The organism is Ruegeria atlantica (assembly GCF_013032455.1).
In the GTDB taxonomy this organism is placed as follows: domain Bacteria; phylum Pseudomonadota; class Alphaproteobacteria; order Rhodobacterales; family Rhodobacteraceae; genus Ruegeria; species Ruegeria atlantica_B.
In genome coordinates this window covers 81,439-106,767 of sequence record NZ_WQCF01000007.1, presented here as the reverse complement: position 1 = coordinate 106,767, position 25,329 = coordinate 81,439, and the positions used below count along the sequence as shown (strand labels likewise).

At 57.1% G+C, this 25,329-nt stretch carries 27 protein-coding genes; 13 read left to right on the top strand and 14 right to left on the bottom strand.

The genetic code is table 11. From position 1 onward, the window contains the following. Nucleotides 1–3: 3 nt before the first annotated feature. The 6 genes from GOW93_RS13390 to GOW93_RS13365 form a co-directional block, all read right to left on the bottom strand. Nucleotides 4–1,233 (bottom strand): AAA family ATPase, encoded by a 1,230-nt coding sequence (locus tag GOW93_RS13390; protein WP_170385003.1) that lies wholly within the window; start codon nt 1,231–1,233, stop codon nt 4–6. Between the two features lie 199 nt (nt 1,234–1,432). Beyond that, nucleotides 1,433–2,059: an OmpA family protein gene (locus GOW93_RS13385; RefSeq protein ID WP_170385000.1), complete on the bottom strand. Its 627-nt coding sequence runs from the start codon at nt 2,057–2,059 to the stop codon at nt 1,433–1,435. Nucleotides 2,060–2,075: 16 nt separating this feature from the next. Next, a complete protein-coding gene (locus GOW93_RS13380; RefSeq protein ID WP_170384997.1) occupies nt 2,076–3,482 on the bottom strand; it encodes a type II and III secretion system protein family protein in 1,407 nt (468 codons plus the stop codon). A gap of 191 nt (nt 3,483–3,673) precedes the next feature. After that, nucleotides 3,674–4,549 carry a Flp pilus assembly protein CpaB gene (cpaB, locus tag GOW93_RS13375; RefSeq protein WP_170384994.1) on the bottom strand — a complete coding sequence of 292 codons (876 nt, stop codon included), beginning with the start codon at nt 4,547–4,549 and terminating at the stop codon, nt 3,674–3,676. A 148-nt stretch (nt 4,550–4,697) separates the two neighbouring features. Beyond that, nucleotides 4,698–4,922 carry a hypothetical protein gene (locus GOW93_RS13370; protein WP_170384991.1) on the bottom strand — a complete coding sequence of 75 codons (225 nt, stop codon included), beginning with the start codon at nt 4,920–4,922 and terminating at the stop codon, nt 4,698–4,700. Nucleotides 4,923–5,011: 89 nt separating this feature from the next. After that, complete coding sequence (locus GOW93_RS13365; RefSeq protein ID WP_170384988.1) at nt 5,012–5,221, bottom strand: Flp family type IVb pilin; 210 nt, start codon at nt 5,219–5,221, stop codon at nt 5,012–5,014. 352 nt (nt 5,222–5,573) lie between these two features. On the opposite strand from GOW93_RS13365, the gene GOW93_RS13360 reads away from it, so the two are divergent. Then, complete coding sequence (locus GOW93_RS13360) at nt 5,574–6,440, top strand: lytic transglycosylase domain-containing protein (protein WP_170384985.1); 867 nt, start codon at nt 5,574–5,576, stop codon at nt 6,438–6,440. 48 nt (nt 6,441–6,488) lie between these two features. Here GOW93_RS13360 and GOW93_RS13355 read toward each other — a convergent pair whose 3' ends face one another. The 5 genes from GOW93_RS13355 to tldD form a co-directional block, all read right to left on the bottom strand. Next, the gene (locus GOW93_RS13355) at nt 6,489–7,115 is read right to left on the bottom strand and encodes a 3-oxoacid CoA-transferase subunit B (RefSeq protein WP_170384983.1); all 627 of its coding nucleotides are present in this window, start codon (nt 7,113–7,115) and stop codon (nt 6,489–6,491) included. Beyond that, nucleotides 7,115–7,819, bottom strand: a complete 705-nt coding sequence (locus GOW93_RS13350; protein ID WP_170384980.1) for a CoA transferase subunit A — start codon at nt 7,817–7,819, stop codon at nt 7,115–7,117. Before GOW93_RS13350 ends, GOW93_RS13355 begins: the two co-directional genes overlap by 1 nt. A gap of 91 nt (nt 7,820–7,910) precedes the next feature. Next, complete coding sequence (gene topA, locus GOW93_RS13345) at nt 7,911–10,538, bottom strand: type I DNA topoisomerase (protein WP_170384977.1); 2,628 nt, start codon at nt 10,536–10,538, stop codon at nt 7,911–7,913. 161 nt (nt 10,539–10,699) lie between these two features. Then, nucleotides 10,700–11,827, bottom strand: a complete 1,128-nt coding sequence (gene dprA, locus GOW93_RS13340; RefSeq protein ID WP_170384975.1) for a DNA-processing protein DprA — start codon at nt 11,825–11,827, stop codon at nt 10,700–10,702. Nucleotides 11,828–12,056: 229 nt separating this feature from the next. Next, nucleotides 12,057–13,478, bottom strand: a complete 1,422-nt coding sequence (tldD, locus tag GOW93_RS13335) for a metalloprotease TldD (RefSeq protein ID WP_170384972.1) — start codon at nt 13,476–13,478, stop codon at nt 12,057–12,059. Between the two features lie 176 nt (nt 13,479–13,654). On the opposite strand from tldD, the gene coxB reads away from it, so the two are divergent. The 11 genes from coxB (at nt 13,655) to GOW93_RS13280 (ending at nt 23,604) form a co-directional block, all read left to right on the top strand. After that, a complete protein-coding gene (gene coxB, locus GOW93_RS13330) occupies nt 13,655–14,566 on the top strand; it encodes a cytochrome c oxidase subunit II (RefSeq protein WP_170384969.1) in 912 nt (303 codons plus the stop codon). A gap of 76 nt (nt 14,567–14,642) precedes the next feature. Continuing rightward, nucleotides 14,643–15,599, top strand: coding sequence for a heme o synthase (cyoE, locus tag GOW93_RS13325; protein ID WP_170384966.1), 957 nt, complete (start codon nt 14,643–14,645; stop codon nt 15,597–15,599). Further along, on the top strand, nt 15,596–15,757 hold the full coding sequence (locus GOW93_RS13320; RefSeq protein WP_169794857.1) for a hypothetical protein: 162 nt from the start codon (nt 15,596–15,598) through the stop codon (nt 15,755–15,757). Before cyoE ends, GOW93_RS13320 begins: the two co-directional genes overlap by 4 nt. Continuing rightward, complete coding sequence (locus GOW93_RS13315; RefSeq protein WP_170384963.1) at nt 15,757–16,332, top strand: cytochrome c oxidase assembly protein; 576 nt, start codon at nt 15,757–15,759, stop codon at nt 16,330–16,332. The genes GOW93_RS13320 and GOW93_RS13315 overlap by 1 nt, the downstream gene beginning before the upstream one ends. Nucleotides 16,333–16,354: 22 nt before the next feature. Further along, on the top strand, nt 16,355–17,170 hold the full coding sequence (locus tag GOW93_RS13310; RefSeq protein WP_170384960.1) for a cytochrome c oxidase subunit 3: 816 nt from the start codon (nt 16,355–16,357) through the stop codon (nt 17,168–17,170). Between the two features lie 156 nt (nt 17,171–17,326). Further along, on the top strand, nt 17,327–18,004 hold the full coding sequence (locus GOW93_RS13305) for an SURF1 family protein (RefSeq protein ID WP_170384957.1): 678 nt from the start codon (nt 17,327–17,329) through the stop codon (nt 18,002–18,004). Next, nucleotides 18,001–19,389 (top strand): threonine synthase, encoded by a 1,389-nt coding sequence (gene thrC / locus GOW93_RS13300; RefSeq protein WP_170384955.1) that lies wholly within the window; start codon nt 18,001–18,003, stop codon nt 19,387–19,389. The genes GOW93_RS13305 and thrC overlap by 4 nt, the downstream gene beginning before the upstream one ends. After that, nucleotides 19,386–20,648 carry a M16 family metallopeptidase gene (locus tag GOW93_RS13295; protein ID WP_170384952.1) on the top strand — a complete coding sequence of 421 codons (1,263 nt, stop codon included), beginning with the start codon at nt 19,386–19,388 and terminating at the stop codon, nt 20,646–20,648. The genes thrC and GOW93_RS13295 overlap by 4 nt, the downstream gene beginning before the upstream one ends. Continuing rightward, complete coding sequence (locus tag GOW93_RS13290; protein WP_170385421.1) at nt 20,648–21,232, top strand: GNAT family N-acetyltransferase; 585 nt, start codon at nt 20,648–20,650, stop codon at nt 21,230–21,232. The genes GOW93_RS13295 and GOW93_RS13290 overlap by 1 nt, the downstream gene beginning before the upstream one ends. Before the next feature lie 102 nt (nt 21,233–21,334). Then, nucleotides 21,335–22,153: an MBL fold metallo-hydrolase gene (locus GOW93_RS13285; protein WP_170384949.1), complete on the top strand. Its 819-nt coding sequence runs from the start codon at nt 21,335–21,337 to the stop codon at nt 22,151–22,153. Nucleotides 22,154–22,191: 38 nt separating this feature from the next. Further along, nucleotides 22,192–23,604, top strand: a complete 1,413-nt coding sequence (locus GOW93_RS13280; RefSeq protein ID WP_170384946.1) for an FAD-binding oxidoreductase — start codon at nt 22,192–22,194, stop codon at nt 23,602–23,604. 39 nt (nt 23,605–23,643) lie between these two features. Here GOW93_RS13280 and GOW93_RS13275 read toward each other — a convergent pair whose 3' ends face one another. The 3 genes from GOW93_RS13275 to GOW93_RS20855 all read right to left on the bottom strand — a co-directional run bounded on the left by GOW93_RS13275 (nt 23,644) and on the right by GOW93_RS20855 (nt 25,049). Beyond that, complete coding sequence (locus tag GOW93_RS13275) at nt 23,644–24,126, bottom strand: fasciclin domain-containing protein (protein WP_170384943.1); 483 nt, start codon at nt 24,124–24,126, stop codon at nt 23,644–23,646. A 168-nt stretch (nt 24,127–24,294) separates the two neighbouring features. After that, nucleotides 24,295–24,834 (bottom strand): adenine phosphoribosyltransferase, encoded by a 540-nt coding sequence (locus tag GOW93_RS13270; protein WP_170384940.1) that lies wholly within the window; start codon nt 24,832–24,834, stop codon nt 24,295–24,297. An 80-nt stretch (nt 24,835–24,914) separates the two neighbouring features. Further along, entirely contained in the window at nt 24,915–25,049 is a 135-nt protein-coding gene (locus tag GOW93_RS20855) for a hypothetical protein (RefSeq protein WP_302477010.1), read from the bottom strand. A gap of 105 nt (nt 25,050–25,154) precedes the next feature. Between GOW93_RS20855 and GOW93_RS13265 the strand changes: the two genes are divergently transcribed. After that, nucleotides 25,155–25,328, top strand: a complete 174-nt coding sequence (locus GOW93_RS13265) for a hypothetical protein (RefSeq protein ID WP_170384937.1) — start codon at nt 25,155–25,157, stop codon at nt 25,326–25,328. The last annotated feature ends 1 nt before the right edge of the window (nt 25,329 follow it).

The following is a 25,329-nucleotide window of genomic DNA, read 5'->3' as shown; positions in this document are numbered from 1 at the left end:
CCATTAGGCGGCTTCGGCGTCGCTGTTGCCTAGGCTGTGAAGGGATTTCGCAAGTTTTGCGATTTCCCGGCGCAGCGGGTTTTTGCTGGCTGCATTGGCCAAGGGCTGTCCGTGATCGCCGCTTTGCATGACGGGTTTACCTCCGTCGGGCAACTGAAGATCAATGGAAATTCCTAAGCTTTCGCCCATCCGTTTGACTCGGCTCTTACCATTCAAATCAGTGAATTTCGGTGCCCGGTTCAGGGCAAAGCGCAACTTGTTGAACGGCAGCTCCTCGGCCTGCAAAGCACGCTTCAGGCGCAGTGCATTCTGGGCCGAACGCATATCCAGCTCAATAATGGCAAAATAAATATGGGCCGTCTGAAGAACAGTTTCTGACCACTGAACCAGCGTCGATGGCATATCTACAATGACATAGTCAAAGTGTCGCCGCGCTGTTTCTATGACACGGTCGATGTCTTCGGGGGTGATCAGGTCCAACGGCACCATGTCGGACGGCGCGGTCAAAACTTGCAGTTTGTCCTCGTAGCTTTGTAGCGCTTGCGAGAATACGTCGTCATCCATAGAGGATGTATCCGACAGCATTTCAAAGACGGTTTCTCGGCGTGGCAGGTCCAGATATGTCGAGACCGTGCCGAATTGCAGATCAAGGTCCAGAAGACAAACGGATGGTGCATCTTTGTCAGACACGGTGGCCAGTTCCCAAGCCAGATTGACCGCCAAGGTGGTCGAACCGACACCGCCAGCCAATCCGTGCACAACAAACAAGGCTCCTTCTTTGGTTTCACCCTGCGCCATGGGCGCAGCGGCCTGTTGTACTGCAACCGGGGCAGGTTGCTTCATCCGACTGATGGCTTCCTGAAGTTCACCTTCGGGCAGAGGGTAGGGGACAAACTCATCCGCACCTTTGCGCAGTAGCTGATGTAAGGAGGCCGGAGTGACATCTTCGGCAATCAGAACAACTTTAATGTTCTTTTCCTTTGCGCGGGTGATGACCTCACCCATCAGCGACAGGTCGTCTTCATCTTCGCCATCAATCGCCAATGCGACAAATTCCAGAGAATCTGCATCGGGTTGGCTGAAAAACGTCAGAGCTTCGGCAAACCCGAGATCGCCCCAGTTCTCTCCCAGGACCGCTTCCATATCTTCGATCAACAGATCGAAATTCTGGACATCGCGGCTTACAGTGCAGGCCAGGATGGCATTTTCGTTTTGTGGCGTAGTGCTCGTCATTAACACAATCCTTGTCGTGACAGCTGGCAAACCAAATGAGTCTAACGACTCAATCTGATTCGCTATTGCCCCGTTTGCGGCCGATTTGGGCCGTAGGTCATCTAATTGTAAAAAAATTGGCTTGGAACTTAGGCAACATTAGGGCGCAAAAGAACCAATTGTAGGGAAATGGGCGACGATGCCGCCCATTTCCTAGGGATTATTCTTCACCGCCAGTGGTGGTGTCTTCACGCTCGATGTAGCTCTCGCGTGTCGCGCTCTCAACATATTCGCGATAGATCACTTCCGCGTACTTACCGTCCAGCAATTGCGGTGCACGATCCACAAATCCTGAAACTTCTGTTACTGTCCGGCGGTTGCGTCGGTCCCTGTCAGGGGTGTCGATCAGTGGGCGTGATTTACCGAAGGATACGACAGCCTCAAGTCTGGATCTGGAAATTCCCTGCTGTGTGAGGAAATTGACAGCCGCGTTGGCGCGCCGTTGCCCCAAGCTCTGGTTATAACCCGTAGATCCAACGGCGTCAGTGTGTCCGTATACACGGAAGCGTGCCTCAGGGAACTGTTTGATCCAATCGGCTTGCCGCAACAAAATCCGCTGTGCCGCCGCATCCAGCTTTGCACTATCGAAAGCAAAGTTGATCTGCGTCGGAACTTCGGCCGCGAAACGCTGACCCAGAATCTGAGCATAGGTCAGTTCACCATTCATGACCTGAGTGTTGTTTAGGGTAGCATTCCCGAAGGCACCTTGGTCGACTTCATAGCCGGCCTCTCGCGTACACGCGGCGACAGCGAGCGAAAGACCCAGTGTTATGATCCACTTCTGCATTGGTCCAATCCTCCTATCAATCCAGAACGTAGCCGTATGAGCTACCAAAGTCCTGTTTGGCCACTTCGGATGCTCCGCCGGAACCCGCGCGCACAGTGCGTGCAGTTCTTCCGTTTACGAACAGGTCAAATTCGCTGGGCGGTTTGACCCGGTCGGTCGGCAACGCAAGCGCCTCACCGCGAGACGGCGATACGAGATGCGCAGTGACGATGATAACCAGTTCGCTTTGCTGGCGCTGGTATTCCGCGCTGCGGAACAATGCGCCCAGGACCGGCACATCCCCAATCCAAGGGATTTGGCTGTTCAGATCAGCAAAGTCGTCCTGAATCAGGCCCGCGATTGCAAAGCTCTCTCCATCGCGCAGTTCAACTGTCGTTTTGGTCTGCCGAGCGATAAAGGTCGGCACGTTGTTACCCGCGATTGAGAAGTTAGAGTTAGGGTCAATGGCAGAGACGGATGTACCCAGCTCAAGATTGATAAGGTCTCCGTCCACCACACGCGGTGTAAACAGAACCTGCACACCGAAATTCCGGTATTCAATGGCGATGTTACCATCATCCGCAGGAACCGGGATTGGAACTTGGCCACCTGCAAGGAATTCCGCTTCTTGGCCAGATAGAGCGGACAGGTTGGGTTCTGCAAGGCTGCGTGCAAGACCTTTGGCTTCCAGTGCCTCCAACAGCAGACGAACCTGAGTGGAGCCAGCACCAAACCCAAACAGGATTGCACCTGTATTTGTTTGCTGCAAAGGAATGTTATTATTCAAAGCGTTAGCAAGCGCGCCAGCAGTGTTCAGCGTGTTGAAGCCGCCGGTAACGTCACTGCCTCCAAAGCCCAGCGAAGCGGTCAGGCTTTTGGCAACCGACCGGTTCATTTCGGCAAAGCGGACTTTCAGCATCACTTGCTGTACACCGCCAACCGACATCAGGTTCGAAACCCGCTCGGGCGCGTAACGTTCGGCCAGTTCCAGAGCCCGGGCTAGCCTCGCGCTGCTTGAGACAGTACCCGAAAGCACGATGCCGTCATTGGCGGTACGTACTTCAATCGGCTCTGTCGGCAGAATCTGCCGCAAACGCTCTTTAAATTCGGAAACATCCGGCGATACGCGAACGCGAACGTTGGCCAGCAAGTTGCCAGCGCCGTCAAACAACGTCAGCGTGGTCGTACCTGGTGCTTTACCCAGCACATAAATCGTGCGGTCCGAAAGTGACGAAATGTCAGCGATGCCCGCGTTTGCGATACTGAGTTCTGCAAATGGCTCTTCGCTTTCAACTACAATCGCGCGGTTCATGGGAACGTCCAGCGTTTCCGCTGTGCCATTCTTCACCACGCGCAAAGTTTCCGCCCAGGCCGTTTGGCCGAGCGGACTAACTACAAGCGCCAACCCAAGCAGGGTTGCGCTGATCCAAGAACGTATTGTCATGTGACCTGCCTCTCCGATCACGCCTCGTTTTAGCTTCAATGCTTTATGCCAAATAACCCTGCGCGAATTACGAATTTATTGCAATAATCAATGGTTTCCGGAAGTTTCCTTATGTGGGGATTGCGCAACATGCAAAATGAAACAAGCCGCGCACTGGGCACGGCTTGTTTGGGTAAGACGCTGATTTGGCGTCAGTTTGTGCAGGGAATCTCGGTCTTAACGATTTCCCCTCCGCGCCGCGTATTGACCGTGCAGACTTTCTTCTGAACGACTTCTGGTGCGGGCGCCGCTTCTTTGAGGCCAAGCAGTTTTTGCTGGTTTACTTCTATCGCGCTGGCCACGGTATCGTCCTGCACACCAACCAGGGCAAGCGACATGCGCCCTGTGTTTTGAGCCTGCGCCAAAGCGGCGATTTGCTCGGGCGTCGCTGCGACGGTTACGGTGCGCGCAATTGTTGCACCTGTAAGGTCAGATCCTGCCGTCTGGTCAACAGCGATAAGTTCGACACTGGTTTGAATAAGGCGCGTGATTTCACCGCCGCCACCTTCGTAATTACCGCTGACCGATCCTGTCCAGTAGACGTCCACATGGTCGCCGGGCCGCAGAAAGCCGGAAACACCGGAGGCGACATCAACCCTGAATGCAAATGCGCGTTTACCTTTTTCGATACGTGAAATCAGGCCCGCCGGTTCCCCAGGATTTGTAACCTTTACCGCCAATATCGCTTCGTCCTTTTCCATAGCTCTCAGGACGAATCGATCTCCGATGACGTTTTCGGGGAACAGATCTGCCATCCCTACAAACGTGCCATCGGGAATTGCATCCTGTGGCCAGTTCACAATCCGAACGTCCTCAGCGGTCAGGGGCTCTCCGTATTTTAGAGCCCGGTTGGAAACAATGACTTCAACAGTCGGAACTGATTGAACATTAGCCAGCGCATCCTGTGTTGCCTGGCGTTCTCGGGCGAGTTGATCCTGGTGCTGTGAGATGTAGTCGCGCGCCAAGTAGACGGCGCCACCGGCCAAAGCCACCCCAACTATCAGGACAAGTCCAAATACTGCACGCATTCGCGTCCCCTCGTTTAATTTTTTCGTTAGTTCGTCACGTCGCTGCGACGAAGATCGTTTTTAGCTAAACGTAAACTGTGTCGAAAAAGGGGACAATGTTTGATTTTATTCACGTCCGTGCTTTTCGGACAAGTATTCATCTAGCGCCTCAGGAATCAGGGGCGCTGAAATTAACTGTGATTTCTTGAACGCTTGTTTGGGTTGCGACGCTGGTCAGTGCCCGGCCATTACTGGCATCCACGTCTCTGACTGGTTGCGCGATGTAAAGGCCGATAAAAACACCCATACCTACAATCGCCGCGGTCAGGACGACCCAATCAACTGTTACAGCCCCATCTTCCTGTTCTGAGAATTTTGCGATTCTTTTCAACATGGGAGTGCCAAAGTTAGAGTATTGGAAAAAAAGGAGGGGCCAAGCCGAAAGAAGCATGGCCCCACCAAGGAAATTCTGGAATGAAGTAATTATTCGCTGAAGTTTACGTCCGGGTCTTGAGTGGCGGTCGAAACGCCAGTCAGAGCAGCGCCAACTTCGGTGGACACGGCCGAGGTGCCGGTGCCGATCGATGTGTATGCAACTGCGGCCAGGCCAACGATAGCTGCGGTCAGAACAACCCAGTCAACTGTTACGGCGCCGTCTTCGTCTTTGCGGAAGTTCTTGATGAACTTGATCATGTTACGTCCCTCCTAAAGGATCAAATGTTAATTAAACCTCGGCGTGCTACAGAGCTTTCTCTCTCAGTTCGCTCCCGACCGTCTCGGTATGGCACTATGATTGCCCGTCAGGCGTGGCAGGATTTGGGCCAAACACAGTTTTTTTCCGTTTTCGCTTAACTTTTTACTAAGAATTCATCTAAGGTATTGAAAACATAAAGATAAAAATATTTGAGGGATGAAATCTCCTACTATTGTCGGTGTAATATTGCGCCAAATGAGGCGAAATTGCCCCAATTAGTCGTGTTTTTCTGGCTTTGTGAGAGTTTTTACGTTTCAAATCGTACAAAAGAAAAAGCATGAGGCAGGCAAAATGAAATTCCGGGTCGCGATGACCTGCGCAGCTATGGTCGCGTTGTCGATGTCAGGGGCATTGCCTGCCGTCGCGAATGAGGTTGAGCCCAGGGGTGTATATAAAAGAGTGAAACCCCCCAAGCCGGGATCGAGACCGAAAGTTACAGTCCAGATTTCACCCGAAGAACACGCGGCGGCACCTTTTGCACCCAGTACCGGAGCTGAAATCGTCATCCCCGAAATCGTTGCACGCACCAAGGTCACACCTCCGGGGGTTCCCGGTTCGGGGCCACAGAAAAAACCGGTTGGATCTTACAAGGACTTTTGGGACAAGGTGTCGCCAGCGCTGGCCGATGGTGGCGCAGGTCGATTGCGCTCTGCTTTGAACGCATTGGCCGCGACCAATGTAGCATCGCCGCGATTGCAGACGCTCCAGAACATTGCGCAAAAGCAGGGGATCGAAATTCTTCGATCGACGGTGGGTACAAATGTTTCACCCGCGCTGGTACTGGCGGTGATTTCGGTTGAATCCGCTGGTCGCGCGGATGCGGTCAGTTCGGCCGGAGCGCAAGGGTTGATGCAATTGATGCCCGCCACAGCCCGTCGTTTTGGCGTTAAGGACAGTTTCCAACCCTCTCAGAATATCTCTGGCGGGGTGAAATATCTGAACTGGCTGATGGAAGAGTTCGGTAATGACCCGATTTTGGTATTAGCCGGGTATAACGCGGGCGAGGGGGCGGTGCGTAAACACGAAGGCGTGCCACCATATGCTGAAACGCGGGACTATGTGCCCAAAGTTCTCGCGGCCTTTCAGATTGCCAAAGCCTTGTGCTCAACGCCGCCCGAGTTGATTTCGGACGGGTGTGTGTTCCAGACCCTGAATTGAAAAAGGCCCGCCAGATCTGGCGGACCTTTTCTATTTCTCAGCTTCAGATCAGTCGACGATCTTGGCCTGAGTCGCAACCCGCATCTCGTCCTCGCTGACGCCGTCGGCCAGTTCTACGATCTTCAGACCGCCTTCGACCACGTCCAGCACCCCAAGGTTGGTGATGATGCGATCAACAACACCCTTGCCGGTCAGAGGCAGAGTGCATTCCGTCAGCACTTTGCTGTCGCCGTGTTTGTTGGTGTGATCCATCACCACGATCACGCGGCCCACGCCTGCAACCAGATCCATGGCGCCGCCCATGCCTTTGACCAACTTGCCGGGAATCATCCAGTTGGCCAGATCGCCCTTCTCGTCCACTTCCATCGCGCCCAGAATCGCTGCGGCAATCTTGCCGCCACGGATCATGGCAAACGAAGTCGCGCTGTCGAAATACGAGGTGCGGGACAGTTCGGTGATCGTTTGCTTGCCAGCGTTGATCAAGTCGGGGTCTTCTTCACCCTCAAAAGGAAAGGGGCCCATGCCCAGCATGCCGTTTTCGGATTGCAAGGTGATGTCTTTGTCGCCCACATAGTTCGCCACCAGCGTCGGAATACCGATGCCGAGGTTCACATACATGCCGTCTTCCAGCTCTTCCGCCGCGCGCGCGGCCATCTGATTGCGGTCCCAGGGCATTATGCGTCCTCCTTCTTGCGGGTGGTGCGCTGTTCGATGCGCTTTTCGTGATCGCCCTGAATGATGCGATTCACGTAGATTCCCGGCAGATGGATTGCGTCCGGGTCCAGCGAGCCGCGCGGGACGATCTCTTCAACCTCGGCCACACAAATCTTACCGCAGGTCGCTGCAGGCACGTTGAAGTTGCGGGCGGTCTTGCGGAAGATCAGGTTGCCGGTGTCGTCGGCTTTCCACGCTTTCACGATGGCGAGGTCGGCAAAAATGCCTTCTTCCATGATATAGGTCTCGCCTTTGAACTCTTTGTGCTCTTTGCCCTCAGCGATCACGGTGCCAACACCGGTTTTGGTGTAAAAGCCGGGGATGCCAGCGCCACCGGCGCGCATACGCTCGGCCAGAGTGCCCTGCGGGTTGAATTCCAGCTCAAGCTCACCGCTCAGGTATTGACGCATAAACTCTGCGTTTTCACCAACGTATGAGCTGATCATCTTTTTGACCTGCTTGGTTTGCAACAGGATGCCGATTCCGAAATCATCAACGCCTGCGTTGTTCGAAGCAAAGGTTAAATCCTGAGCACCCGACTCCTTGATCGCATCCAACAGCAGTTCAGGAATGCCGCACAGGCCGAAACCGCCCGCGGCAATAAGCATGCCATCCGTCAGCACCCCATCAAGCGCTTCGGTGGCATTGGCATAGATTTTCTTCATGGAAAACTCCCCCAATGACATGGTGATGGGCAGGTTGTGCCGCCGCGTCACGGGGAAGTCAACGAATCCAAGGAGGTGTTGGTATTTCTACCTAAGTGGCCGCCTTCTTGGTGGTTTTCTTGGCAGCGGCTTTTTTCTTGGGCGCTGCCTTCTTCTTCGTACCCTTCTTGGCGGCGCGTTCATTGACCAGTTCGATGGCCATTTCCTGCGTCACGTCCTCGGGTTTGATGTCTTTGGGAATAGTCGCGTTGACTTTTTCCCATTTCACATAGGGCCCATAACGCCCGTCCAGAACCTGCATGGCACCGCCATCGGGATGCTCGCCCAGTTCCTTCAGCGCTTTGGCTGCGGCCCGACCACGCCGCCCCGGATTGGCGCGTTTTTCCGCCAGCATTTCGACCGCGCGGTTCATGCCGATCTCGAAAACGTCATTCGGATCTTTGAGGTTGGCATAAACCGGCTTTGCCTCTTCGGGCAGCTGATGCATGATATACGGCCCGAACCGCCCGAAATTAGTGCTGATCATGCCGCCTTCGGGATGCTCCCCGATCTGACGCGGCAGGGACAGCAATGTCAGGGCCTTGTCCAGGTCCATGTCGTCCTTGCTCCAGCCACGGGGCAGTGAGGCACGGGGGGGCTTCTTGTTCTCAGGCGTGGGCTCTCCACGCTGGACATAAGGACCAAAGCGACCGGATTTCAGCCAGATCTCATCACCCGCATCTTCGCCCAGCAGGCGTTCGTCGCCCTCAGCCCCTTCGCCCGCGATGGGGCGGGTATAGGTGCATTCAGGATAGTTGCCGCACCCCACGAACCCCCCGGTGCGCGAGGTTTTCAGATGCAGCTGACCCGTTCCGCATTTGGGGCAAATACGTGGGTCTGAACCATCTTCGCGCGGAGGATAAAGCTGGGGTGCCAACGCCTCGTCAAGTTTGTCCAAAACCTCGGAAATACGCAGTTCAGATGTCTCGCCAATCGCCGCGGAGAAATCACGCCAGAACTTGCCCAGCAAGTCTTTGTAGTCGCGGTCACCAGCGCTGACGTTATCCAGTTCTTCTTCCAGATTGGCGGTGAACTCATAGCCCACATATTGGCGGAAGAAATTCAGCAGAAAGATGGTGACGATCCGACCTTTTTCCTCGGGGATCAGCCGGTTCTTGTCCTTGCGCACATATTCCCGGTCTTGAATCGTCGTCACGATAGATGCGTAGGTCGACGGGCGACCGATCCCCAATTCCTCCATCCGCTTGACCAAAGTGGCCTCGGTATAACGCGGGGGCGGTTGGGTGTGGTGCTGCAAGGCAAGAACAGATTCGTTGTCGGACAGGACCGCGGCCTTGTCCGACTCGCCGGTTGCTTTGACAAATTGCTCACGCAGCGAGGTCTTGGCAAAACGCGCCGGATCGCCCTGCATGATCTGAGGCAGGCGCTTTTCGTCATCATCGGCCACATCATCACGGCCTTCTTCATAAACGCGCATGAAGCCATCAAACAGTACCACCTGACCTGTAGCGCGCAGACCAACCTGGCCATCATCGCTGCCAATCTCGACCGTCGTCCGCTCCAGCCGCGCGGCGGCCATCTGGCAGGCGATAGTGCGTTTCCAGATCAGGTCGTACAGCTTGCGCTGATCCTCGTCCGTCACCTTCAGCGCCTTGGCATCGCGCGACATGTCCGTGGGGCGGATACATTCGTGCGCTTCCTGTGCGTTCTTGGCCTTGTTCTTATAGATACGCGGGCTGTCCGGCACGTATTCAGCGCCATAGCGATCCGCGATTGCATCGCGCGTAGCGGCCACAGCCTCGGGTGCCATATCAATGCCGTCGGTCCGCATATAGGTAATGTACCCAGCCTCATATAGCCGCTGCGCCACCTGCATCGCGTGGCGCGCGCCCATGCCGAACTTGCGGCTGGCTTCCTGCTGCAGGGTCGAAGTCATGAACGGCGCGCTGGGGTTGCGCGCAGCAGGCTTCGCCTCGACCGAGGTGACACTCAGCGCGCGGCTGGTGATGGCCTGTACCGCCAGTTCGGCTTGCGTGACATTGGACAGATCGTGCTTGTCCAGCTTTTTGCCTGCCAGAGTGACCAGACGCGCCTCATAGGTCTGACCGCGCGGGGTTTCGAACAGCGCACGGACCGACCAATATTCGACCGGTTTAAAGGCCTCGATCTCCATCTCGCGTTCAACGATCAGGCGCAGGCAGACCGATTGCACGCGCCCGGCTGACTTTGCGCCCGGCAGTTTGCGCCACAGAACGGGCGACAGGTTGAATCCCACCAGATAATCCAGAGCGCGGCGAGCCAGATACGCCTCGACCAGCGGCATATCGACCTCTCGCGGGTTTTGCATCGCCTCGGTCACCGCGTCCTTAGTGATGGCGTTGAAGGTCACGCGGCTGACAGGCGTGTCCTTCTTGATCGAGCGGCGCTTGGTCAGCGCCTCTTGCAGATGCCAGCTGATCGCCTCGCCTTCGCGATCGGGGTCAGTAGCGAGGATCAGGGCGTTGTCTTCTTTCAGAGCGTCGGCGATGGCTTTGACATGCTTGCGGCTATCGTTGCCAACCTCCCATTTCATTTCGAATTCATGCTCGGGGTCGACGGATCCGTCCTTGGGGGGCAGATCGCGGACATGGCCGTATGACGCCAGAACCGTGTAGTCGGCGCCAAGGTATTTATTGATTGTCTTGGCCTTGGCAGGGGATTCTACAACAACTACAGGCATTTAGGGAAAAACCTCGCTCGACAAATTGGGCGCCTTCTATGATTGTGCAAAATGTGTAGGGCAAGAGCGAATTGTCAATGCGTTCCTTTAAAAACGCGAATTTGGCGGTGAATTCAGTGCAGTAGGCGAAGAAATTTTATGCGCGTGCCGCGAAATCTTTGTCACGCTGTCAGCGAAAGTAACCCGCCAGGCTGGCGTTGTATGCGCCCATCCAGTTCCAGATCAACCAGTGCTGGACCAATCTCGCCAGCCGTGGCGGCAATGTCGCGGATCAGTTGATCTTCTGCGATTGGAGAAGGGCCAAGCCGAGCTAGAATTTCGCGATGTAGGTGTGCGCAAGATGGTGAAGGTTCTGGTGCAACGCCGGGAAAGGAGGCTTCGCACAGATCTGCTTGCGGCTGTGGCAGTGCTTCGATCACGTCTTCTGCGGATCGCACCAAAGTGGCACCGTCACGGATCAACAGATTGCAGCCTGCCGCGCGAGCATCGAACGGGTGGCCGGGAACGGCCAAAACCTCACGCCCTTGATCCAGTGCATCGCGCGCAGTGATCAGGCTGCCGGATTTGGCAGCGGCTTCCACCACCACCACTGCCTGCGCGAGGCCCGAGATGATCCGGTTGCGGCGCGGAAAGTGACGCGCCTGCGGGGTCACTCCCATGGGCTGTTCCGAAAGGCGCAGGCCCGATTTTATGATGTCGCACGCCAGATCAGTGTTCTCGGCCGGGTAGATAACGTCAACGCCTCCGGCCATGACGGCCACTGTGCCGGTACCCAGCGCAGCCATATGCGCCGATGTGTCGATGCCGCGGGCAAGGCCGGACACAACGACATACCCTTGTTTGCCCAAATCGGCGGTCAGCCCACGTGCCATGCGTGCCCCCAATGATGAGCAATTGCGCGCCCCGACCATGGCAATGCTGGGTTTGCGCAGAACCGAGATGTCACCGATGGCCCACAGCAATGGCGGGGCGTCAGATAGGTCATTCAAAGCGTCAGGAAAATCAGCGGACCCAAGACACAAAAGCCGCGCATTCGCAGCTTTTGCGGCCTTGAGTTCCGCTTCAATCACGCCGGGCGGGCAAATTTCATACCCTTCAATTCCGGCAGCGCGTGCCATTTCAGGCAGCGCGGCCAACGCGTTCTGCGCCGAGCCATGTTCCCGCAGCAGTCGGCGAAACGTGGCCGGACCGACCTTGCGCGAACGCAACAGACGAAGCCAGGAAAACCGGTCCTCTTCCGTGGTGGGTGGGAGTGTGGGGTGATTGGAAGAAAGCTGCTCTTCGGTCATCCGATGCTCCGCCTGATTGCCTAACTGGTTTACGGCTGCAGGAGTTAACAGCTTGTGAATCCATTCAAATTATTCGGATAATTTTCCTGAACTCGCCCTAGGGCTTTCGTAACTGCTAGATTTAAATCAATAAAATATACCCAACCCCTCAGGGGACAACCTTGAGGGGCTACTGACAAATGCTATTCATCAAGGAAGGGGGTTAACCTTACCCATCAATGATTCTGCGTCAGGCCGCTGATCCGCCAACGGTCAGACCATCCATCAGAACTGTCGGCTGACCTACGCCCACGGGCACCCACTGGCCATCTTTGCCGCACGTCCCCATGCCCGGATCAAGCGCCATGTCATTGCCCAAGCCGCGAATACGGTTCAGCGCGGATGGCCCATCCCCGATCAGAGTCGCCCCTTTGACCGGAGCGCCGATCTTGCCGTTTTCGACGCGGTAGGCCTCGGTGCATGAAAACACGAACTTGCCGTTGGTGATGTCCACCTGTCCGCCGCCAAAGCCGACGGCCCAGATACCGTCTTTAATATCCGCCACAAGCGAAGCCGGGTCGGCGTCTCCGCCCAGCATCACCGTGTTGGTCATGCGTGGCATCGGTTTGTGAGCATAACTCTGCCGCCTTCCGTTGCCGGTGGGGGCAACACCCATCAGGCGCGCATTCTGGCGATCCTGCATATATCCGGTCAGGATACCATCCTCGATTAGCACCGTCCGCGAGCTGGGTGTGCCTTCATCATCCACGGTGATCGAACCGCGACGGTCGGCAATCGTGCCGTCATCCACAACTGTCACGCCTTTCGAGGCGATCTGCTGCCCCATAAGGCCAGCAAAGGCCGAGCTGCCCTTGCGGTTGAAATCACCTTCCAGCCCGTGCCCGATGGCTTCGTGCAGTAAGATGCCGGGCCAACCTGGGCCGAGCGCGACTTCCATAACCCCAGCAGGTGCAGGGATGGCGTCCAGATTGACCAGCGCAATCCGCAGCGCCTCGCGCGCTTTGTCCTGCCAGTCGGCAGGGTCGATCAGCCCATCCAGCCCCACGCGGCCACCACCTCCGGCCGAGCCGCTTTCGCGACGGCCGTTCTGTTCCGCGATGACCGAGATGTTCAGGCGTGTCATAGGCCGGACATCACGTACGTGAACGCCATCAGGGCGCAAAATCTCGACCTCTTGCACGGCAGCCATGAGCGATGCGCTGACTTGCACAACACGCGGGTCCAAATCGCGAGCGAAGGCGTCGATCTCGCGTAGAGTTTCGATTTTCACCGGGAAACTGGCGGATTCGATCGGGTCTTCGTCCGTATATAGCCGCGTGTTGGTGGCGCGGGGCGCCTCGGCCAACGTGCCGCCGCCATCACCTACGGCTAGCCTGGCGGTTTCGGCTGCCCGTTTTAAAGCGTGAATCGAGACATCGGTGGAATGAGAGTATCCGGCGACTTCTCCTTGTACAGCGCGCAGGCCAAACCCCTCGGATGCGTCATAGGACGCAGTCTTCAAACGCCCATCATCAAAGACCAGAGACTCGGATTTTCGGCGCTCGACGAACAGTTCTCCGTCTTCGGCCCCAGCGGTGGCAGACTGCAAAACCTCAAGCGCTTCGTCCTGCGGAAGAGCGCTTTCAAAAGGGCGAAACGGGTCGTTGGGCATCACTTGGGACCTTTCGAGTTTGATCCAGATCAAAAATAGCGTCTGTTTGACGCAAGCATTTTGCTTTATCTACCCGCCGGAATATGGTTTTTAACGCGGCCAAAGACAACGGGAGAGGTGCGACTGATTCACACCTTTTCGCCAGGGACGCAAAGATCAAACGATCAGGACAGAATATGAAGAATGCTTTGATGCTTTCGGGGCTTGCAACAGCCCTCTCCAGCCTTCCCGCTATGGCTCAGGAGCTTGAGATTATCGGTAAACCGGTTGACGGCGGTATAGGATTCCAGCCCGCAGCCACCAGCCTGGCCGACGGGATTCACCGGCTGGACGGAATGATTCTGGTGATCATTACCGTAATCTGCCTGTTCGTCGCGGCGCTGCTGGTTTACTGCATCGTCCGCTACAACCAGCGTGTGAACCCAACCCCTGCGCGATTCTCGCACTACACCCCGGTTGAGATTGCATGGACCTTGGGTCCGATCCTGATTCTGGTCTTTATCGGTGCCTTTTCGCTGCCGGTTCTGTTCAAGCAGCAGGAAATTCCCGAAGGTGACGTGGTCATCAAGGTAGTCGGCAACCAGTGGTACTGGACCTACGAATATGTCGATCATGATTTTGCGTTCGACAGCTACCTGCTGGGTCACCCAGCGACCTTGGACGAGGGTGCCCGCCCAGCGGACGCGGACGTAACGCCGTTCGTTCTGGATGACGCGATGCGCGCCAAGCTGGTCGATGCCGGTTACGGCGAAGACGAGTGGCTGCTGGCGACCGACACTGCCGTTGTCGTGCCCGTCGGCAAGGTTATCGTCATGCAGGTCACCGCTTCGGACGTGATCCACTCGTGGACCATTCCGTCCTTTGGCGTGAAGCAGGATGGTGTACCTGGACGTCTGGCCGAGCTGTGGTTCCAGGCCGACAAGGAAGGCATCTACTTTGGTCAGTGTTCGGAACTGTGCGGTAAGGACCATGCTTACATGCCGATCACCGTCAAAGTGGTCAGCGAGGAGGCATATGATGAATGGCTGAAGGGCGCGATCGACGAATACGCAGGTCTGCCCGCTTCCTATCAGGTTGCCTCGAACTGATCTGGGCTTTGGCCGATCGGAAACATGATGCAGGCTGCGCGATAAACGCGCAGCTTTCGCCCCAGAAGGACCCGAAATGAGCGACGCAAGCTTCAATGCCAGCACCGTAACCGCGCAGACCCGCGCGGACGAGGCCAGCTTTGGCGACTACTTCGCCCTGCTGAAGCCGCGGGTGATGTCGCTGGTCGTTTTTACCGCTCTGGTCGGTCTGCTGGCCGCGCCGGTCCCCGTTCATCCCTTTGTCGGCTTTTGCGCCATTCTGTTCATTGCCATCGGTGGCGGAGCGTCGGGTGCTCTGAACATGTGGTGGGACGCTGATATCGACAAGGTGATGAAACGCACCAAGGGGCGTCCGATTCCGTCCGGTAAGGTCGAAGAGGGCGAGGCTATGGCCATCGGCCTGGCCCTGTCCGGCCTGTCGGTGATCATGCTGGGGCTGGCGACCAACTGGTTCGCAGGGGCCTTCCTGGGATTCACCATCTTTTTCTATGTTGTTGTTTACACGATGTGGCTGAAGCGTTCGACACCGCAGAACATCGTGATTGGCGGTGCGGCAGGAGCTTTCCCGCCGGTGATCGGTTGGGTGGCTGCCACAGGCTCGATGACGCTTGAGCCGTGGCTGATGTTCGCCCTGACCTTTATGTGGACCCCGCCGCATTTCTGGGCGCTGGCGCTGTTCATGCGCTCGGACTACGACGATGCGGGTGTGCCAATGCTGACAGTGACTCACGGTCGTCGCGCGACCCGCTGGCATATACTGTTTTATACCGGATTGCTGGCACTGCTGGCAGTTGGCACTGCGTTTTCGGGTATTGGTGGACCGATCTATCTGACAGTTGCCGTGGTGATGAACGCTCTGTTCCTGCGTGGCGCTTGGCAGATTTCACGCCGGACCGAGGACGACTCGGAAGCGGATAATTTCAAGGTCGAGCGCTCTTTCTTCAAGCTCTCGTTGCTCTACCTGTTCCTGCACTTCGGCGCGATTTTGGCCGAGGCGCTGCTGAAACCCTATGGGCTGGGAGGTTGGTCATGAGCCTGCGCAAAAGCCATGAATTGCATCAACGCCGGTTCAGCCGCAACCTGGGGGTTGGCCTGACGCTGGCAGCCTTCATCGTCATCATCTTTGGTCTGACCATCGTCAAGGTTTCGGGTACTAGCCTGGGTCTGCCGACGCAGGAGGTGCAGAACTGATGGCATTGTCCGGTCCGCAGAAAACAGTGGCACAGACGGTTGGCGTGGTTGTCTTAATGGGCAGCTTGGCATGGGCGGCGGTGCCGTTCTACGACTGGTTCTGCCGGGTCACTGGTTTTGGCGGTACCACGGGCGTGGCCGAAGTAGCACCCGAGGACATCCTTGACCAAAAGGTGACAGTCCGCTTTGACGCGTCAAAGGCCAAGGACATGGCTTGGGAATTCAAGCCGGTCGAGCGCGAGATGGAGGTTCGTATTGGTGAGACCGGGTTGGCTTTCTATGAAGCTTACAACCCGACCGACCGACCAATTGCGGGGCAGGCATCTTACAACGTCGCGCCTTATTCGGCTGGCGGATATTTCCAGAAAATCGCCTGTTTCTGCTTTGAAGAACAGGTGTTGCAACCCGGCGAACGGGTTCAGATGCCGGTAACTTTCTTTGTCGACCCGGAAATGGTCGACGATCTGGAAGCAAAGTATGTTCATACGATTACTCTGTCGTATACATTCTACGAAATTGACCTGCCCGAGGGCTATGCCGCCCTTGAAACGCAGGCAGATACAAACACGAACTAACGCCTGTAGGTGAGGGACGCTGATGGCACACGCAAAAAACCATGATTATCACATTCTGGCCCCGTCGATCTGGCCGCTGATCGGTGCGATCGGTGGCTTTGTGATGCTGTTCGGAGCCGTCCTATGGATGCACGGTATCACGCCGTTCATGTTCTGGGCTGGTCTGGTGGCCGTTTTGTACACCATGTTCGCCTGGTGGTCCGAAGTGGTGGCGGAAAGCCGCGCGGGCGATCACACGCCAGTTGTTCGCATCGGCCTGCGTTATGGTTTCATCCTGTTCGTGATGTCCGAGGTGATGTTCTTCTTTGCCTGGTTCTGGTCGTTCTTCAAGCATCGCATGTACCCGATGTACGACTATGCTGGCACCGAGTACATCCAACCGGATATTCACGCGGTTGACCCGTTCCACCTGCCGCTGATCAACACGCTGGTTCTGCTGCTGTCTGGCTGTGCGATCACTTGGGCCCACCACGCGCTGGTTCACGACAATGACCGCAAAGCGCTGATCCAGGGGCTGGCGATTGGCATCGTTCTGGGCATTGCGTTCACCGCGTTGCAGGGCTTTGAGTACTACGAACTGTTGGCCCATGAGGGTTGGAAATTCGGTGGCGATCAGTTCTATTCGAACTTCTTCATGGCAACCGGCTTCCACGGCGCGCATGTGATTATCGGAACGATCTTCCTGACCGTCTGTCTGATCCGAGCGTTGCGCGGTGATTTTACACCAGAGAAACACGTCGGGTTCGAGGCTGCTGCTTGGTACTGGCACTTCGTTGACGTTGTGTGGCTGTTCCTGTTCTTCGCAGTCTACATCTGGGGTCAGGCACCGCTGATGTAACATCGTTCAGGTGATTCAATTGCAAAAGCCGCCCTTGGGGGCGGCTTTTTCTCTATTCGGGGCGCAAGATTGCGCCCCATACAATTGTGTGGTTGCAATTCGGCCCACACGCCCCTTAACAAGACGCCGGTTCCCGCAACGAGGTTCGACCCTGACATGCGCCGCATTCTATTCCTGCTGATTTTCGGTCTCGCCGGTTTGAGCGTGCTGCTGTCGTTAGGCATTTGGCAGGTGCAGCGGTTGGGGTGGAAGCAAGACGTGTTGGCCGAGATCGACGCCCGTATCTCAGCCGAACCCGTCACCTTGCCGCCTCAGGTTTCCGAAGGCGCGCATAAATACCTTCCCGTCACAATCTCGGGTGAGATGGAGCCGGGAGAAATTCACGTTCTGGTCTCGGTCAAACAGGTCGGGGCGGGGTATCGGATTGTCCAGTCGTTTAGCACCGGGAATCGAACTATCCTGGTGGACCGGGGCTTTGTTCCGACAACAGCCAAAGCGACCGGGCGTTTGACCGGACCGATGGAGGTGACCGGCAATCTGCACTGGCCTGATGAGATTGACAGCTACACGCCAGAAGCTGATATCGACGATAACATCTGGTTTGCCCGCGATGTGCCCAATCTGGCCGCAGCTTTGGGGGCCGAGCCGGTGCTGCTTATCGCCCGTTCCCAAACTGACCCGAACATAACGCCCTTGCCGGTAGATACGGCGGGTATTCCAAACGATCACCTGCAATATGCAATCACCTGGTTTGGTCTGGCTCTGGTCTGGGCCGCGATGACCGGGTACTTCCTGTGGCGCAGCCGTGCCAATTCTGAGAGTGACGCGACATGAAATATATCTCGACCCGCGGGCAAGCGCCCGAACTGACATTTGAAGAGGCGATGCTGACCGGGCTGGCCCGTGACGGCGGCCTGTACCTGCCCGCCGAGATTCCGGTGATGTCGCAGGACGAGATCGCGGCGCTGGCTGGTTTGCCTTATGAGGAAATCGCATTCCGCGTAATGTGGCCTTATGTTAGCGGCTCGTTTGCCGAGGATGAGTTCAAACAGATCATCGCCCGCGCCTATGAAGGTTTCGGCCACGACGCCCGCGCGCCGCTGAAACAGCTGAACGAAAACCATTTCCTGCTGGAGTTGTTCCACGGTCCAACGCTGGCGTTCAAAGACTTTGCTATGCAACTGATTGGCCAGTTGTTTCAGGTTGCCTTGAAGCGACGCGGTGAACGTGTGACCATCGTGGGCGCGACCAGCGGAGACACAGGCTCGGCCGCGATTGAGGCCTTCCGGGGGCTTGACGCCGTGGACGTGTTCATCCTGTTTCCCCATGGTCGTGTGTCCGAGGTGCAGCGCCGTCAGATGACGACGCCAGCTGACAGCAACGTGCACGCGCTGGCCGTGGATGGCGATTTTGATGATTGTCAGGCTGCTGTGAAAGACATGTTCAACGATTTCGACTTCCGCGATGGGGTGAAGCTGGCCGGTGTGAACTCGATCAACTTTGCCCGTGTTCTGGCGCAGGTGGTCTACTATTTCTCGGCGGCGACCAACCTGGGCGCACCGCATCGCAAGGTAAGCTTTACCGTTCCCACCGGCAACTTCGGTGACATCTTTGCGGGTTATATCGCCAAGCGTATGGGGCTGCCCATTGACCGTTTGGTCGTAGCAACGAACCAGAACGACATCCTGCATCGTTGCCTCTCGGGTGAGGGGTATTTCAAGGGCGACACCATCCCTTCGATCAGCCCGTCGATGGATATTCAGGTCAGCTCGAACTTTGAACGCGCGCTGTACTATGCCTATGGCGAGGATGGCGCAGCAGTCGCGCAGTTGATGGATGAACTCAAAACCGGCGGCTTCAACGTCAGCCAAGGGGCAATGGAGGCGCTGCGTGAGAATTTCGACTCGGGCCGTGTGTCTGAAGACGAAACGCTGGCAACGATCGAGCATACGCTGGCACATAGTGCCGAGCTGGTTTGCCCGCACACTGCTGTGGGCATCAAAGTAGCCGAAGATCATCGTGCGACGGATGTGCCAATGATCACGCTGGCCACTGCGCATCCGGCGAAATTCCCGGCGGCGGTCGAGAAGGCGAGCGACGTACATCCGCCTCTTCCATCCCGCATGTCTGATCTGTATGAACGTCCGGAACGGGTGACCCGCATCGCCAATGATCTGGGCGCCATCGAGGATCATATCAAAAGGCATATTGCTGAGTGACTGTCAGACAAGACCAACTGAAGAACGGGTTCCGTATCGTCAGTGAACATATGCCGGGGCTGCAATCTGCGGCCATCGGCATCTGGGTGACCGCCGGTGGTCGGCATGAACGGATCGAGCAGAACGGCATCGCGCATTTCCTTGAGCATATGGCTTTCAAGGGAACCGAGCGGCGTTCCGCCCTGCAAATCGCCGAAGCGATCGAGGACGTAGGCGGCTATATCAATGCCTACACTTCGCGCGAGGTGACGGCCTATTATGCACGCGTCTTGAAAGACGACGTGGCGTTGGCGATGGATGTGATCGGGGACATCGTCATGAACCCCATTTTCGATCCGCGTGAGATCGAAGTTGAACGCGGCGTGATCCTGCAAGAGATCGGTCAGGCCTATGACACGCCCGACGACGTGATCTTTGACTGGTTGCAGGAGCAAAGCTATCACGACCAGCCGCTGGGCCGCACCATTCTTGGCCCGACCGAGCGGGTGAGTGCTTTCTCGCGCGAGGACCTGTCGGGCTTCGTGGCCGAGCATTACGGGCCGGAACAGATGATCTTGTCGGCCGCAGGCGCTGTGGATCACGACGCGCTGATGAAAATGGCCGAAGAGATGTTTGGCCATCTACAGCCGCGCAAAGGTCTGATCCCCGAAGCGGCGCAATTCACCGGTGGCGAAGCGCGGCAGGAGAAAGAGCTGGAGCAGGCACATTTCGCGCTGGCGTTGGAAAGCCCCGGCTATCGCGATGATGCGATCTATACCGCGCAGATTTATTCGACCGCATTGGGCGGGGGGATGTCTTCGCGACTGTTCCAGGAGGTTCGTGAATCGCGTGGGCTTTGTTACACGATCTTTGCGCAAACCGGGGCTTATGCGGATACTGGCACGACGACGATCTACGCCGGGACTTCGGCTGATCAAGTAGGTGAATTGGCAACGATCACCATCGACGAGATGAAGCGCGCCGCCGAGGACATGAGCCCGGAGGAGGTCGCGCGTGCCCGTGCGCAGATGAAAGCGGGAATGCTTATGGGGTTGGAAAGCCCGTCGAACCGGGCGGAACGTCTGGCGCGTCTGGTGCAGATTTGGGGCCGGGTGCCGTCTCTTGAGGATACGGTTGCCAAGATTGATGCGGTCAGCACCGAAGACGTGCGCGCCTTCGCCGAAAACATGGCGGTTCGGGCTCCGGCGGCGCTGGCGCTATATGGACCGGTTTCAGGGGCGCCATCATTGGCAGATTTGCAGGAGAGGCGCGCCGCGTGATGCTTTTGGGCCGACGCAAGCTGAAACTCGAAACCGAGCGCCTCAGCCTGCGCCCGCCGGTGCATTCTGACTTCAACGACTGGACAGCACTGCGACGTGCATCCAAGGAATATCTGACCCCGTGGGAGCCGGTCTGGGCCAAGGATCACCTGACTAGAAAATCTTTTACCAACCGTGTCTACTGGGCGCAGCGGTCCGTGGCTAGCGGCACCGCGATCCCCTTGTTCCTGTTTCGGCGCTCAGATGATCTTTTGGTCGGGGCGATCACGCTGGATAACATCCGCCGCGGCCCGGCGCAGGCGGGTACGCTGGGGTATTGGACCGGTCAGGCCTTTGCGCGCAACGGCTATATGCGGGAGGCCATTGGTGCGGTGGTTCATTACGCATTCACCCGTTTGGACCTGAGCCGGATCGAGGCTGCCTGCTTGCCAGAAAACACCCCCTCTCGGGGATTGCTGGAAAGCTCGGGTTTCAAATACGAGGGTGTGGCGCAGTCTTATCTGCAGATCAACGGGCGTTGGCGGACACATGTTTTGTACGCCAGTCTACGTTCGGATCGACGAGGCAAGACAGACGCAGGGTAGGGGGCTCTGCCCCCGCCGCGGCAAGCCGCGACTCCCCCGAGATATTTTTGGCCAGATGAACTAGGGGCATGACTTGGGTGCGTTCTGCGCTACACTTCCCGCATGCGTTGGATAGTTGTGGTATTGGTGGTGATTTCGAGCGGGGCCGTAGCGCAGGAGCGGCGGCCGAGCCATTGCATTGCCATCGCGGATGCGGCACCGGGGATCGAGTATATTCACAAGGCGGCCTGGACAGATCCGATCCCGGAATTTTCGGTGCGAATCAGTTATATCGCCCATGCCTCGTTCCTGATCCAAACGCGCGGCGGCTTGAACGCAGTGACGGATTTCACCGGATTCATTGGCAGCGCCGATCTGATCCCCGATGTAGTCACCATGAACCACGCTCACAGCACCCATTGGACCGCGCATCCAGATCCGGCCATTCCGTATGTTCTGCCAGGATGGGGCGAGTTTGGGAAGGGGATCGAACATCACCTTGATCTGGGTGAAATGCTGGTGCGCAATGTCTCGACCGACATTCGATCCGCCTACGGCGGGGTTGAGGAGCGCGGCAATTCGATCTTTGTGTTCGAGATCGAAGGGCTGTGCATTGGTCATCTCGGCCACCTACATCATGTGCCTTCGGATGAGCAGTTTGCGGCGCTGGGGCGGCTGGATGTGGTGATGGCTGCAGTGGATGGGGGCACGACCATGCCTCTGCCTGACATGATCGCGGTTCTGAAGCGGTTGAAGAGCTCGGTCATTATACCGATGCACTGGTTTTCAGGCTTTTCGCTGGACCGGTTCCTGATCGATATACGCAATGACTTTCCGGTTGAGCGAAACGGGGTGTCGGAATTGGTTGTTTCTTTGAAGACCCTGCCAGACCGGCCCACGGTGGTGGTGCTTGAGCCGCGCTATCTGATTGAATTGGAATAGGGCTTGTGGGGACAGGGTCGCTTGGGCAAGGAATAGGTATGACACTGAATCCTGCCGATGAGACCCTTGCCAAGCTGATCCGCGCCAATCTTGGTGACGATATCCTGCGACCTGTCAGCGAACGCTATCTGGAAGAACCGCGCCGCCGATTTGCCGGGCGCGCAGGGTTGCTGGCCCTACCGCGAACGGTTGAGGACGTGTCGGCGCTGGTGCGGCTGGCCTCGGACGCGCGGGTGCCGGTGGTGCCCTATGGCGGTGGCACCGGGCTGGTGGGCGGGCAGGTTGTGCCTGATGGGCCTGCGCCTTTGTTGATTTCGCTGGAGCGGATGACGGCGATCCGCGCGGTTTACCCAACCGAGAACATTCTGATCGCCGAGGCCGGCGCGATTCTGGCCGATGTGCAGGCCGCTGCTGAGGGGGCCAATCGGCTGTTCCCGCTGGCGTTGGCGGCGCAGGGGTCGTGCCGGATCGGTGGGAACCTTGCCACCAATGCGGGTGGAGTGAACGTGCTGCGATATGGCAATGCACGCGATCTGTGTCTGGGGCTAGAGGCGGTTTTGCCGAACGGAGAGATTTGGCATGGGCTCAGCCGGCTGCGCAAGGACAACACCGGGTACGATTTGCGTGACCTGCTGGTCGGCTCCGAGGGCACGTTGGGGGTCATCACGGCGGCCTCGCTGCATCTGTTTCCGCGACCCGAAGCGGTGGGGACTGCGATGCTGCAGGTTGCCTCGCCCGAGGCGGCCATCGAGTTGCTGGCACTGGCGCGGGGTCAGTTGGGGGATGGAATTTCTACATTTGAACTGATCCACCGGCAAGGGCTGCAATTCCTGACCGAGGTGCTGCCTGAAGTGCGGCAGCCCTTTGCAACGCAACCCGAATGGTGCGTGCTGATCGAGTTGGGTCTGTTTGCCGGGCAATCACCGTCAGAGGCGCTGGAAACGATTTACGCCGCAGCGGAGGAGGCTGGCCTTGTTGGCGATGCGGTCATCGCGCAGAGCGAGGCGCAGCGCATGGACCTCTGGGCCGTTCGTGAACGCATCCCGGAGGCGAACCGCCTGATCGGTTCGGTGTCGAGCCACGATATCTCGATTCCGATCTCGCGGATTCCCGAGTTTATTGTTCGTGGCGCCGAGGTGGTGTCGGCGCTTGGCCCGTTCCGCATAAACTGCTTTGGACATCTGGGGGACGGCAATCTGCACTACAACGTGTTCCCGCCGCTGGGTCGTAACCGGTCCGATTTCGATGGGCAAAGGCAGGCTGTGAAACACGCCGTGCATGACCTAGTCCACGCGTTTGACGGGTCTGTCAGTGCCGAGCACGGGGTGGGTCGCCTTAAATCCGGTGACCTTGAGAGATACGGGGACTCGACAAAGCTGGCGGCGATGCGCGCCATCAAAACCGCGCTGGACCCATTGGGGATCATGAACCCAGGCGCGGTTTTGAGGTAAAGACGCGGCCCTTGGATGTGTCGGGCCGCGTTGGGGCGATTACGAGCCCGGCAGGATAACCTTGTCGATGACGTGGATCACGCCGTTCGAGGTTTCGATATCGGCCTGAACCACTTTGGCATCATTCACCATCACTCCATTGTCCAGATCAATGGTGATGTCTCCACCTTGAACCGTGGCTGCAGTCATGTCGTCGGACAGATCACCCGACATCACTTTGCCCGACACCACATGATAGGTCAGGACCGCGACCAGTTGATCCTTGTTCTCGGGCAAGAGGAGTGTTTCCACAGTGCCTTCTGGCAGGGCGGCAAAAGCCTCATCCGTGGGGGCGAACACAGTGAACGGGCCTTCACCCTTCAGCGTGTCCACCAGACCAGCGGCCTGAACGGCGGCGACCAGGGTTTCAAAGCTGCCGGCACCGACGGCGGTGTCGACGATGTCCTTCGAATGCCCATCAGCGAAAGCGGACGTGCCGACGAACAGGCTGGCCACGCCGGCGTAAGCAAGTTTGCGAAACATGATACAAATCCCTTGTTGAAATGCCTCAAGCGGCATCATCACGGATACGGGAGACCCTCGCGATAAGATCACTGAATGTGTCTGTGGGATTGGGTTGATATTGCGTCGTGCCGCGCTAAGCCCGCTTGGCTTTGAGTTTCCACTCACGATTTTGTGAACACAGGGTGCTTAAAGCCCTTCGAATTCGCACAGAATATGTACGTCCATGCCCATCTCTTCCAGCACCTTGCGACCGCCCAGTTCCGGCAGGTCGATGATGAAGGAACACGAGACATTCTCACCGCCCAGCCGCTCGATCAGCTTGATCCCGGCGGCGGCGGTGCCTCCGGTGGCCAACAGGTCATCGACGACCAGGATTTTCTCGCCCGGTTGGATGGCGTCATCGTGGATCTCAACGATGGCCTCGCCATATTCTAGTTTGTAGTCTTGGCTGATCGTGGTTCCCGGTAGCTTGCCCTTTTTGCGGATCGGGACAAAACCGACGCTCAACTGGTGGGCAATCGCGCCGCCGAGGATGAAACCGCGCGCCTCAAGGCCGACGACCTTGTCGATCCGTTCACCTGCATAGGGGTGCAGCATCTGGTCGATCGCCATACGGAACCCGCGCGGATCGGCGAACAGGGTGGTGACGTCCCGGAACATGATCCCTTCATGCGGGAAATCAACGATGGTTCGGATGTAATCCTTGACCGACTTGTTTCTGGACATGGCCAACCCCTTTGGCGTCAAAACACGCGGGCGTGTTTGGCCCATTGGGGTCAGCCTTGCAAGGAAAGATTGCCGTCGCCTTACTTGCGACGTTGCGAAACAGAGTTCGGCAGGCTTTTGTACCGAAAGAGCGCGGCAGGCAGCCACGACAGATGCGGTTTGCGCCAGTTGCGCTGGTCTCGCAAAAGAAATGCCTGAGCAGCATGAAGGTTCATTGCCATATTCCTTTTTTATTGTTAGGTGCTCGATAACTACAATTTCTATGCGGTGTATATACATTGCATCGCTAAAAGAATCAAGTGTTCGACGGGGAAAAGAACGTGGCAAAGAAAGATGGTAAAGGTTCTACCAAGAAAAACAGTCAGTTGGTTTTGCGTCTGGACAAGGACGAGCGCGACGCATTTGTCGAACTTTGCAAGGAACTGGATACCTCAGCCGCGCGGGAAATCCGGCGCTTCATCCGTGGTTTCATGAAGGAACACGCCGAGGATTGAT